Genomic DNA, 11,746 nt, shown 5'->3' with positions numbered 1-11,746 from the left:
GTGTGAATAGCATCACCATGATGACCGATAGGTACGGTCCCGCGGTCCGTCGGGGCGGTCGTTTTCGGCGTAAAGATCTCGCTAACTCGAACTGTGGCTGAATGTTTGCGCCCGCACTAAGCTCGCGTGGCCACATTGGCGGGAGGGAATTGGCCAAGCTGCTGGTACGCGCTCTAGCGGGAGCAACACCCACCCTGTTAAGTAAGGCTTGCCAATCTTGTGGTCAGCCTACAGGTTTGATGCTGTTGGGTAGCTGCTATCGGGAACGATGTTCGGAATGCGTCAACAAATCGTCCGTAGGTGACAGTTTGATCACTGCTGGTGGGTGTCACCTGTGTGTATGTACGTGTCCTGAAGGGGTCGAAATGTAACGTCCCGGACACATTTGGTGTCGCGGAAGTAACGGAAGACCTCTACTCTTATCGCCAGCAGCCACTCACGTGGCGGCAATCCTCTGGACCGTATCTTCGACAGGAGCACATCGCATGAGCAGCGCAGAATTCTCGGATGCCTTCACCTTCCTCAACGACTTCTTCAGCAACGCGTCTGATCTCTTCAGCGCTCTGAGCTTCTTCACCTCGCTCAGCTGATAGCTTCCGGCCGCTAGGCCGACTCAGTGGCCCCCGAAGACGATGTCTTCGGGGGCCACTGCTGTCTGTCTGATTATCTGTCTAGCGTCCAATTTGGTGACAATGTGAGCATTGTTGGTCAAGTGCATGGCGGGGTTGATGTGACTGTGGTGGAATGCGAGCGAAAGAAGATAGCTTGCCTGCCCGCCACTTCCGGCGGGACACGCCGATGATCGGAGCTTTGTGCACGTCTCGCGAAGAAACCTCTTCAAGTACGCAGCGGCTGGATCGGCCGCTGCCGGACTCGCTGCATTGAGCGGTACGACGTCGGTGGCCAATGCCGGTTCGCTCGGGACCCTGCTCGATTACGCCGCCGGTGTGCCGTCTGCTCAGGCGATCAAAGCCGCCGGATATGCAGGCGCCATTCGATACGTTTCGGACAGGCGCCCGGGCGCCGCTTGGATGGTCGGCAAGCCCGTACTGGCGCGGGAAACCGACGCGTTGACGGCGGCCGGACTCCAAGTCGTGTCCTGCTATCAATTCGGCAAGGGCGGAACGGCGGACTGGCGCGGGGCTCGAGAGGCCGGCAAGCGTCACGCTTCCCGGGGTCTCGAACTCCACGCTGCTGCCGGTGGGCCGTCCGGTCGGCCGATCTACGCGTCGATCGACGACAATCCCACCAGCACCGAGATCACGACACTGATCGCGCCGTACCTCGAGGGATGGGCGTCGGTTGTCGGCAACGGAGCGCTCGGTGTCTACGGAAACACTCGCGTGATCGACGCGATGATCAGTGCCGGCGTCGGAACCTGGTTCTGGCAGCACAACTGGGGTTCGCCCGCCGGGTATGTGCATCCGAGGGCAAACCTGCACCAGTTCGAAATCGACAAGCGCAAGGTCGACGGCGTTGGCGTCGACCTGAATTCGATCCTCACTCGCGACTACGGCCAGTGGTCGTTGGCCGGATCGGTCGGTCCGGCCCAGCCCGTCGGATCCTCGTTGCCGACGGGTTCTATCGCACCATAGCGCCGAATTTGGCGAGCCAGGACTCGGCGTCATCGGGGAGGGTGCCCGCCGCTTCGGCGGCGAGGCACCATGCTTTTGCCATCGACAGGAAGTTCATCGGGTTGTAGGCGTCTTCTTCGCGAGACCACAGTCCGTTGCCTGCGTAGTGCAGGATCGTGATGTTGGCGGCTCCGTGCTTGGATCCGTCACCCGGATCCTCCATCGGGTTGTCGATCTCGCACACGATCCATCCGCGCTCCTCGTCGACGACGAACCAGTTGGCCGGAAACTCGGTCATCCGGCGTCCCGGGAACTCCGTCATCGTGCGAGTGACCCACTTGCGTACCGCCTCTCGGCCGTTCAGGGTGCCGAAAGCGTGTTCCACGTAGACGACGTCCTCGGTGAACATGTCCGCGAAGGCGTTCCAGTCGCCGGAGCGTGTGCACTCGACAACGGTGTTCTGATACCCCGCGAAGGCGTCTTCGAGTTCGGTGCGTGTCCAGCTCATGAAAGCTCCTCGGGTAGGCGTCATCGCCTCAGATTAGAACACGTTGCAGAATTGATTGTCGGCGATTCGACGCAGAAGAGTTCTGCGGTACCGTCGTTGACGGGTCGGGACCCATTATGTGAGAGGGCAACACGTGGAATTCATCATCGACTTCATCTACACACTTCTGTCGAAGTTGCAGACGGGTAGCATCGAAGGCTCTTCGGAGAAGTGAGTCCTCTGCCGGGTTGGTTCCCTTACGTGGCTTTCTGTTTGGGAATCAACCCGGCGAACACCATCGTCACAACGGCGGCGGCGATGGAAATCAGGAACGTCGCACGAAACGCCTCGAACGAGGGGATCACTGCGGTGCCGACGGTGATGGTCATACCGGCCAGAACGACGCTCACGATCGCGGCAGACGTCGACGTGCCGATTGATCGCATCAGTGAATTCAGGCCGTTCGCGGCTGCAGATTCCGTGATGGGTACCGCGCCCATGATCAGGGCGGGCATGGCCGAGTACGAGAGCCCGACGCCCGCGCCGATGAACATTCCGGCCACGGCGACCTGCCAGACGCTCGACACCGTGAAATATGCGAAGGCATAACCCAATCCGATGACGAGGGCGCCGAGCATCAACGTGATTCGTGGGCCACGCCACGCCGAAATTCGGGCGGAGACGGGCGAGAGCGCCATCATGACGAGTCCGCCGGGGGCCAATGCGAGTCCCGCTGCAACCATGGACAATCCGAGTCCGTAGCCGGTGGACGTCGGTGCCATCAGAAGTTGGGGGAGTGTCAAGGAATTGCCGTACATGGCAAAACCGACGGCGATGGACGCGAAGTTGGTGAAGAGAACCTGAGGCCGGGCCGATACGCGGAGGTCCACCAGTGGTGCGTTGCGTCGAAGTTCCCACCATCCCCAGACGAGGAAACTGAGAGCGGAAACTGCCAGGAGGCCCAGGGTTTTCGTGTCGCCCCATCCCCAAGTCCCGCCTTTGGTGATGGGGAGCAGCAGGGTGATCAGGCCGACGGTGAGACCGAGCGCACCGACGAAGTCGAAACGGCCCGGACGTCGTACCGTTGATTCGGGGATGACGAACGCAACCAGAGCGATGCAGATCAAGCCGAATGCCGCCGAAGTGACGAACAGGAAGTGCCAGTTGGCATTCTGAGCGATCACTGCGGCGATCGGCAGTCCGATCGCGCCGCCGACGCCGAGGGTGGCACTCATGACGGCCATGGCGCCGGCCACCTTCTTCGGTGGAAGCACGTCGCGAATAATTGCGATTCCCAACGGAATTGCCCCGACAGATGCACCTTGAAGTGCGCGACCGATGACGAGCACGATCAGAGAAGGTGCGATCGCGCAGATCGCCGAGCCCAGGACGACCATCCCGAGGCTGACGAGCAGCATTCGTTTCTTGCCGAACATGTCACCGAGGCGTCCGCTGATAGGCGTGATCACCGCGGCGGCGAGGAGTGTTGCGGTGACCGCCCACGAGGTGTCGGCGGGAGTGGAGTTCAGGAGGTGCGGCAACTGCGGAATGATCGGGACGACCAGCGTCTGCATCAAGGCGACGACGATGCCGCACAGCCCGAGGACGGTGAGCACGGGACCCGAGGGTGCGTACTTCGTGACCGGGGGTTTCTCGTCGACGCTCGACGAATCTGCGTGAACGGACATTTGGCTCCCGCCATGGAGGTTCTACTTCGGTGCGTTCGCCCCAGTGTGCACGCTACACATCGTGTGTATTCTGCACAATATGAGTGTGGATCGGGAACCCGAACTGGTGGATATCGAGTACGAGTTGACCCTGCTCTCGCGCTATCACGCGCTCGCTCAACGGGCCGAACTTCATCTGGACCGGTCTGCCTATCTACTGCTCGGTCGACTGGAGTTGCAACATCCCATGAGCCTCAAGGAGCTCTCCTGCGCTTTCTCGCTCGACATCTCGACCATCAACCGGCAGATCGGCGCGCTGAGGCGTCAGGGTCTGGTGGAGCGAGTGGAGGATCCGGACGGTGGGCTGGCGCGAAAGGTTCGGCCGACAGCACAGGGGCTGTCGAAACTTCATGCCGATCGCGAACACTCGACGGCAGGCGTCGAGAAGGTCCTGCGCGAGTGGACGCCGGAGCAGCGCCAGGCCCTCGGCGATCTGTTGCGACAATTCAATCGCTCGGTGGAGAACTTGGAGGGTCGCGACTGGCCGCGGCCGGATCAGGTCTGAGAGTGCGAAACCGACCGCAGTGAGGGGTTCGGGTCGCTCGAATCCGATTCCGGCGCAATGACAACAAGTTTCGGGTGTTCTTCGGGGGCTGCATGATTTCCACGCCAGGACAGCAACGACCAGCGTGAGAGACCGGACAGCGCCGACCCGAGACTGGCGAAAGACCCCGAACTCAGCACCGATGCCGTAGATCCGATGCTTCCGATGGAAAGAAAAGAGCCGACGCTACCGATCGAGAGAATCGAGTACGCCGATCCGATCGAGAGAATGGACCCTTCGGATCGGATGGACAGTATCGATCGCGTCGACTTGTGCGACCGTATCGACTGGTCGTCTGGGCGTGATTTCCGCTCTCGACGGCCATGCGTGATGTCCACTCGTAGATGTCCCATCTATCGGGTCTATCACGGTGATCGGAGATGCAAAAGGGACCCGCCGAAATTTCGGCGGGTCCCTGTCACAAGACTTCGATCAAGCTACCGCGAACATGCCCACGGTCGGAAGGAAGCTGCAGGTGATGCGATCTGCGCCTTCCGGCTGGGTGGTCAGCGAGCCGCTGATCACCGAGAGGACGCGTCCGGGGCCGGTGTCGGCGATAGCCGACAGAGTGGCGGGGCCGTCCGGGTTGATGCGCGCGGCGTTGGTCAGGTTCTGGGTGGCGCTGCGCTGGTTGTCGATGTTGACCCAGGTGACGGTCATCGGCACCGGCTGGTCGTCGACCGCGGGAGCAGTTCCGAGAGCGGTGAAGACGAAGCCGGCCTGACCGGCAGCGGGGCCGGGAGGAGGCAGGTGAGCCGGGCCCGGAACAGCAAGCGCGGTTCCGACCGAATCGGCGGTGGCCGAGATGCAACCCTTGCCGAGCGTCGGGTACAGGAACTGCGCGATGACGGGAGCGTTCTCGTTCGGGATTTCCGGTCCGCCGCCGCCACTGCCGTCGAGGAAGGTGATGACCTTCTCGAGGGTGGCCTTGATCTCGGGCGGAATGCCGGGGGAGTTCAGGATCGCGCGAGCCTGGTCGAGCAAGGCTTGCTGCGGGCCGCCGGCGACGTCAGCCGGACCGGCAGCGGCGCCGATGATGGCGGGCGCAAACGATGCGAGGAACTCGATCGGCACACTTTCGGGTGCGGGCGGTGCTGCCGGATCGGCCATTGCCTGTGCCGGCAATGCCAGTCCTGCTACTGCGGCAATAGCGACGGCGGTGAACGCCTTTCGCATACCTCGGGTTCGAAGCACTGTTTCCCCATCCTTAGTCATACCGCGCGGGCGCCTAGGCGAGCTCCGCGTTTGACGGCTCGAGGGGTCACTCTATGTACAGAGCCCCCGGGTTGTACAGCTGTTCAGTTGCTGAGCAGCTACGCACCGGGGGGAGTCTATGGCATGACCGGCCTCGATCGTGATTTACGGCGACCATACCTGTGACTGAAGTGATCTATGTGAAAGTTGATGCAACTGTTACGTCAGATTGCGAGGTTTGTTCATCGGAAGATCAGTCAAATCGGACCGAATCGTCGACAAGTACGTCAATTCGACGGGCAAGGTCGAAGTCCAGTTCTGTGAGGCCGCCCGCCGAGTGCGTCGAAAGCGTGTACGTGACCTTTCGCCAGCGAACATCGATGTCGGGATGATGATCCGCGGCCTCGGCGACTGCCGCGATGCGTTGGAGAAGCGCGATGGCGTCCGGGAACGTCGCAGACTCGACCGTGCGAGTGATCGACCCCGGCGACAGTTGCCAGGTCGGCAGTTCGTCGAGAGCGCTTTGGATTGCGGAGTCGGGCAACAAAGTGGCCATACTCCATCATGGTGCGATGAGTGATGCACCTGCAAGGGATCGGGAAGTTGTCGCCGGTGCAATCTTCCACGGGGGAAGGCTGCTACTCGCGCAGCGGACGCGACCGCCGGCGTTGGCCGGGCGCTGGGAACTGCCGGGCGGGAAGGTCGAGGAGTTCGAATCGCCGCAGAGTGCTTTGGTTCGCGAATTGCGCGAGGAACTCGCAGTAGAGGTTCGATGCGGAGCCCGAATCGGCGTCGATGTGCCGCTGTCGCGGGGGATGGTGTTGCGGGCGTACCGGGCGGAGTTGGTGTCCGGCGAGCCGGTCGCGCTCGAGCACTCTCAGTTGAGGTGGGTCGACGCCGAAGAACTGTTGTCGATGGATCTGGTCGACAACGATCGAGCCTGGATCCCTGAGCTACTCGAGGAATTGAGCGCGCTTACGCCGCACGAGCCTTCTTGAGACCCGCTTTCAGTTCCTTCTTGGAGGCGCCCTCGTTCTCGAGCTTCTTCATCCGCATGATGACGACGGGACACTTGATGCACCGCGTCTTCTTGCGGCAGCACTTCTTCTTCGGCTTGAGCTGCGAGACCTTGCTTGCCTTGACTTTTCCCATGTGACGCTGCGGCTTTCCTGTTTCACTACGGCGGAGAGCCCGCTCTTGGAACGAGGTTAGCGTACCCTTAAACACCCTGTTTCTCCAGGTCGTAATCCTACGCGCTTCGGCGTGGTGCAGATCACTATTGGCTGGTGGGGGCGGTGATAGGGGCCGCACAATGCAGGAGTATCCGCCCGGAGCGAGTAGTATTTACTAGGCCGCGGTGCCTTCTCAGGCGATTCGTGCCCTGATTCGGATCACACACTCGTGCAGCGGCCACCAGAAGAGCCGTGCGACTTGACTTTCGCGTGGCCGAATCAACTCAGCCAGGAGAGCCATCGCGTGACCATCACCAGCTTCCGTAACGTTGCCATCGTCGCACACGTCGACCACGGCAAGACCACCCTCGTCGACGCCATGCTTCGTCAGTCCGGCGCGTTCGAGGAGCGCGCCGAGCTGGTCGATCGCGTTATGGACTCCGGCGACCTCGAACGCGAGAAGGGCATCACCATTCTCGCGAAGAACACCGCAGTACATAAGGTCAACGAGGACGGTTCCATCACCGTCATCAACGTCATCGACACCCCCGGCCACGCCGACTTCGGCGGCGAGGTCGAGCGCGGCCTGTCCATGGTCGACGGCGTCGTCCTGCTCGTCGATGCTTCCGAGGGCCCGCTGCCGCAGACGCGTTTCGTGCTGCGCAAGGCACTCGCTGCTTCGCTGCCCGTCATCCTGGTCGTCAACAAGACGGACCGCCCCGACGCCCGCATCGAAGAGGTTGTCACCGAGGCTCAGGACCTGCTCCTCGACCTCGCATCGGACCTGTCCGACGAGGCCGCCGAAGCCGCCGAGCTCGCACTCGAACTGCCCGTCCTCTACGCATCCGGTCGCGAAGGCAAGGCATCGACCGTGCAGCCCGAGAACGGCAAGGCTCCCGACGCCGAGGACCTCACCGCCCTCTTCCAGGTTCTGATGGAGTACGTCCCCGCGCCGAAGGGCTCGGTCGACGCACCGCTGCAGGCTCACGTCACCAACCTCGACGCTTCGGCATTCCTCGGCCGCCTCGCACTCGTTCGCATCCACAACGGCGAGCTGCGCAAGGGACAGACCGTGTCCTGGTGCCGCGAGGTCGACGGCGAGCCCGTCGTCACGAAGACCAAGATCACCGAACTGCTCACCACCATCGGTGTCGAGCGCGTTCCCGGTGAGGTCGCCGTTGCCGGTGACATCTGCGCCGTCGCAGGATTCCCCGACATCATGATCGGCGACACCCTCGCCGATCTCGAGAACCCGGTCGCACTGCCCCGCATCACCGTCGACCAGCCGGCAATCTCGGTCACGATCGGCACCAACACGTCCCCGCTCGTCGGTCGCGTCAAGGGCCACAAGCTGACCGCACGCATGGTCAAGTCCCGTCTGGACCAGGAGCTCGTCGGTAACGTCTCGCTCAAGGTCCTCGACATCGGTCGTCCCGATGCGTGGGAGGTCCAGGGTCGTGGAGAGCTCGCACTCGCCATCCTCGTCGAGCAGATGCGTCGTGAGGGCTTCGAGCTCACCGTCGGTAAGCCGCAGGTTGTCACGCAGCTCGTCGACGGCAAGGTTCACGAGCCTTTCGAAGAGCTGACCATCGACAGCCCCGAGGAGTACCTCGGCGCCATCACCCAGCTTCTGGCCAACCGCAAGGGCAAGATGGTCCAGATGTCGAACCACGGCGCAGGCTGGGTTCGCATGGAGTTCATCGTTCCTTCGCGTGGCCTCATCGGCTTCCGCACGGACTTCCTCACGGAAACCCGCGGAACCGGTATCGCCAACGCCGTGTTCGACGGATACGGCCCGTGGGCCGGCGAGATCCGTGCGCGCCACACCGGCTCGCTCGTCTCGGACCGCTCCGGCACCGTGACGCCGTTCGCCATGATCCAGTTGGCCGACCGCGGAACCTTCTTCGTCGAGCCCGGCGCCGATACCTACGAGGGCATGGTCGTGGGCATCAACCCGCGTCAGGAAGACCTCGACATCAACGTCACCCGCGAGAAGAAGCTGACCAACATGCGTCAGTCGTCCGCAGACGTGATGGAGACCCTCGCAAAGCCGATCAAGCTCGAACTCGAAGCAGCAATGGAGTTCTGCTCCGGCGACGAGTGTGTCGAGGTCACCCCGGAGGACGTCCGCGTCCGCAAGGTGCACCTCAACGCAACCGAGCGCGCTCGTGAGCGTTCACGTAGCAAGGCACGCGACAAGGCTGCTCTGTAGTCTTTCGTCGGTTACAACCTGACAGGCGGATGTGCCTTTCAGCCGAGTTTTCGGCGGAAAGGTACATTCGCCTTCATGGTTTCCGGGCAAAGTTCTGTCGGGAAATCGAGCGCGAAGGGGCGACGCGGCCCCGTACGGAAGGAATTGTCTGTGGCCTCAGGACGTCGCTACCTGGCGTTGGCAGTGGCAGTGACGGCGTTGTCGCTGACTGCATGTACAGCCGATCCGCCGCCTCCGGTCGAGAGCACCGAAACCGTCAAGCCCACACCGACTCCGGTCGTTCCGGCGATGAAGCAGGTCACTGTGGCAATCGACGAGGTGGGAGGCGGATTCAACCCGCACCTGCTCGCTGATCAGTCGCCGGTCAACTCCGCAGTCGGCAACCTCGTATTGCCCAGTGCATTTCGTCCGATCAATTCGCCGACGCAGCCTGGCGCGACGGAGTGGGCGATCGACGACTCCTTCCTCGTTTCGGCTGAAGTGACGTCGCAGGCCCCGTTCACGATTCGCTACCAACTGCGCAACGAAGCCCAATGGTCGGACGGTGCTCCCATTGCGGCAGAAGACTTTCGCTACCTGTGGCAGCAGATGATCTCGGTTCCCGGTGTGGTCAATCCCGCGGGCTATCAGATGATCGACGACGTGAACTCGTCCGGCGGTGGCAAGACGGTCAACGTCGTGATGCGTGCGCCGTATCCGGCGTGGCGAGAGTTGTTCACCGATATTCTTCCGTCGCACCTGATCAAGGACACTCCCGGCGGTTTCAGCACCGGTTTGAGTGAGGGGATTCCGGTGTCGGGAGCCCACTTTCACGTGCGCTCGGTCGATCGTGGCCGAGACGAAATCGTGCTCGAACGTAACGACCGATTCTGGGGCAAGCCTTCGGATCCGGATCAGATAGTTCTGCGACGCGGAGGAACGGCTTCGCAGTTGGCGGACGCACTGCGTACCGACGATGCTCAAGTGGCGCAAGTTCATTCGGGTAGCGCCACGGATATTCAGCTGTCTGCCATCCCGGGTGTCGGTACGGCATTCTCCTACGTTCCGCGCACTCTCGACATCAACGTCAACGGGCGCAGCAAGAACTTCGCCGACGTTCGGGTGCGTAAAGGTGTTCTGGGACTGCTCGATCCGGACCTGCTCGCCGTAGTGGCGGCCGGGAGTGAATCGGCGTCCGCCCCGGTGAAAGCTCAGATCCTCGCTCCGTCGGATCCGGGATATGCGCCCACCGCCCCGCCGAAACCGACCAGAGAGCAGGCGCTGGGCGAGCTGACCGCAGCCGGCTACCTGACGGCACCGCCCACCGGAATCGTCACGGGCACTGGAACGGTCGGATCGATCGTTCGGGACGGCGCTCAGCTGACACTGCTGATCGGCGCTCCCGAAAACGACGACATCGCGATCGCCGTGGCAAACACCGCTGCCGACGAATTGCGTGACGTGGGAATCCTGGCGACCGTCGAATCGGTGCCGCCCGAGGAGCTCTACGGCGAGGATCTGACTACAGGACGCGTCGACATGATCGTCGGGTGGAGCCGAGCGGGCGCCGACACAGCGACGTCACTGGCCTCCCGGTTCAGTTGCCCGACAGCACCTTCCGTCCCCGCGCCGGCTTCGGCAGTGCCCGCTCCGACGCCGTCGCAGACGCCGGAGCCGGTCCGAACGACAAGCGTCGAGGCCCCGAGCAATCTGTCCGGGCTGTGTGATCCTGCGCTACAAGGTCGGATCGACGAAGCGCTCAGTGGAGTCGGGGATCTCGGATCGTTGATCAACGATGCGGAGCCCAAGCTGTGGGATCTTGCGGCGGTATTGCCGATCGTGCAGTCACGGGCGCTGGTCGCAGTCGGTACCGGCGTCGAGGGCGTCGTACTCGACGGCCCGGTGCAGGTAGGGATATTCGGAAACGCTACGGACTGGGTGAGGGTGGCAAAGTGACCGCGTCGGCGAAGCGACTTCTGTTGGTGCACGCACATCCGGACGACGAAACGATCACCACCGGCGGCACCATCGCGCGATACGCGTCCGAAGGCGCCGAGGTCACGGTCCTCACCTGCACGTTGGGGGAGGAAGGCGAAGTGATCGGTGACGCGTGGGCCGGGCTCGTGGCTTCCGAGGCCGATCAACTCGGTGGCTACCGGATCGCGGAACTGAGTGCTGCTTTGTCGGCTTTGGGCAGTGCCGCTCCCCGCTTCCTCGACGGTGCCGGTCGGTATCGCGATTCCGGAATGATCGGCACACCTTCGGCCGCCAATCCCCGTGCTTTTGTCAATGCTCGACTCGACGAGGCAGTCGGCGCGGTGGTCGCCGTCATTCGTGAGATTCGGCCGCACGTCGTGATCACGTACGACCCCAACGGAGGCTACGGGCACCCGGATCACATCCAGGCGCACGCGATCACGACCGCGGCCGTGGAAGCTGCCGCAACGACCGCGTATCCCGAGACGGGCGAGCCGTGGTCGACTCCGAAGTTCTATTGGACCGTGACCGAGCGCAGCGGACTCGAACGCGGCATCGCGGCAATTTCCGAGTTCCCGGAAAAGTGGCGTCTGCCCGAGCCCGGGGAATTGCCGAGCGTCGACGACGGAGACGTGACGACGGCGATCGACGTTCGAGGCGTCATGGACGCGAAGGCGAGGGCATTGAGCGCCCACGCGACTCAGGTGACGGTAGCCCCGAGCGGAGCCGAGTTCGCACTGTCGAACAACGTGGTTCAACCGATCCTGACGGTCGAGCATTTCGTATTGGCCGCCGGCACGCTCGGTCCGGTGGGTGAGGACGGTCGTGAGAGCGATCTGTTCGGCGGGCTGCACAGCTGACCTGGGCGTCGGCTGGCAGG

At 62.7% G+C, this 11,746-nt stretch carries 12 protein-coding genes; 6 read left to right on the top strand and 6 right to left on the bottom strand.

Annotated elements, in window-relative coordinates:
- The first annotated feature begins 812 nt into the window (after positions 1-812).
- Complete coding sequence (locus G8767_RS30020; protein ID WP_166813486.1) at positions 813-1,595, top strand: DUF1906 domain-containing protein; 783 nt, start codon at positions 813-815, stop codon at positions 1,593-1,595.
- Here the strand turns inward: G8767_RS30020 and G8767_RS30015 are convergent.
- Positions 1,582-2,082 carry a nuclear transport factor 2 family protein gene (locus tag G8767_RS30015; RefSeq protein ID WP_166813484.1) on the bottom strand — a complete coding sequence of 167 codons (501 nt, stop codon included), beginning with the start codon at positions 2,080-2,082 and terminating at the stop codon, positions 1,582-1,584. The genes G8767_RS30020 and G8767_RS30015 overlap by 14 nt on opposite strands.
- 236 nt (positions 2,083-2,318) lie before the next feature.
- A complete protein-coding gene (locus tag G8767_RS30010) occupies positions 2,319-3,749 on the bottom strand; it encodes an MFS transporter (protein ID WP_095972223.1) in 1,431 nt (476 codons plus the stop codon).
- A gap of 79 nt (positions 3,750-3,828) precedes the next feature.
- On the opposite strand from G8767_RS30010, the gene G8767_RS30005 reads away from it, so the two are divergent.
- Positions 3,829-4,293 carry a MarR family winged helix-turn-helix transcriptional regulator gene (locus G8767_RS30005; RefSeq protein WP_166813482.1) on the top strand — a complete coding sequence of 155 codons (465 nt, stop codon included), beginning with the start codon at positions 3,829-3,831 and terminating at the stop codon, positions 4,291-4,293.
- Here G8767_RS30005 and G8767_RS36015 read toward each other — a convergent pair.
- From G8767_RS36015 to G8767_RS29990, 3 genes are all read right to left on the bottom strand, one after another.
- Entirely contained in the window at positions 4,284-4,685 is a 402-nt protein-coding gene (locus tag G8767_RS36015; RefSeq protein WP_234036817.1) for a hypothetical protein, read from the bottom strand. The genes G8767_RS30005 and G8767_RS36015 overlap by 10 nt on opposite strands.
- Positions 4,686-4,764: 79 nt before the next feature.
- Positions 4,765-5,508, bottom strand: coding sequence for a hypothetical protein (locus G8767_RS29995; RefSeq protein WP_095972224.1), 744 nt, complete (start codon positions 5,506-5,508; stop codon positions 4,765-4,767).
- Between the two features lie 271 nt (positions 5,509-5,779).
- Entirely contained in the window at positions 5,780-6,082 is a 303-nt protein-coding gene (locus G8767_RS29990) for a 4a-hydroxytetrahydrobiopterin dehydratase (protein ID WP_095972225.1), read from the bottom strand.
- Between the two features lie 16 nt (positions 6,083-6,098).
- Here G8767_RS29990 and G8767_RS29985 point away from each other — a divergent pair, with 16 nt between their 5' ends.
- Positions 6,099-6,524 (top strand): (deoxy)nucleoside triphosphate pyrophosphohydrolase, encoded by a 426-nt coding sequence (locus G8767_RS29985; protein WP_095972226.1) that lies wholly within the window; start codon positions 6,099-6,101, stop codon positions 6,522-6,524.
- Here G8767_RS29985 and G8767_RS29980 read toward each other — a convergent pair.
- Entirely contained in the window at positions 6,502-6,678 is a 177-nt protein-coding gene (locus G8767_RS29980; RefSeq protein WP_003945207.1) for a hypothetical protein, read from the bottom strand. The genes G8767_RS29985 and G8767_RS29980 overlap by 23 nt on opposite strands.
- Positions 6,679-7,002: 324 nt before the next feature.
- On the opposite strand from G8767_RS29980, the gene typA reads away from it, so the two are divergent.
- The 3 genes from typA (at position 7,003) to mshB (ending at position 11,726) form a co-directional block, all read left to right on the top strand.
- A complete protein-coding gene (gene typA, locus G8767_RS29975; RefSeq protein ID WP_095972227.1) occupies positions 7,003-8,910 on the top strand; it encodes a translational GTPase TypA in 1,908 nt (635 codons plus the stop codon).
- A gap of 150 nt (positions 8,911-9,060) precedes the next feature.
- Positions 9,061-10,845: an ABC transporter family substrate-binding protein gene (locus G8767_RS29970; RefSeq protein WP_166813480.1), complete on the top strand. Its 1,785-nt coding sequence runs from the start codon at positions 9,061-9,063 to the stop codon at positions 10,843-10,845.
- Complete coding sequence (mshB, locus tag G8767_RS29965; protein WP_166813478.1) at positions 10,842-11,726, top strand: N-acetyl-1-D-myo-inositol-2-amino-2-deoxy-alpha-D-glucopyranoside deacetylase; 885 nt, start codon at positions 10,842-10,844, stop codon at positions 11,724-11,726. Before G8767_RS29970 ends, mshB begins: the two co-directional genes overlap by 4 nt.
- The last annotated feature ends 20 nt before the right edge of the window (positions 11,727-11,746 follow it).

It is taken from the genome of Rhodococcus sp. IC4_135 (genome assembly GCF_011602025.1).
GTDB lineage: Bacteria > Actinomycetota > Actinomycetes > Mycobacteriales > Mycobacteriaceae > Rhodococcus_F > Rhodococcus_F baikonurensis.
The sequence above is the reverse complement of the archived record's forward strand: the minus strand, read 5'-3'. Positions and strand labels throughout refer to the sequence as shown.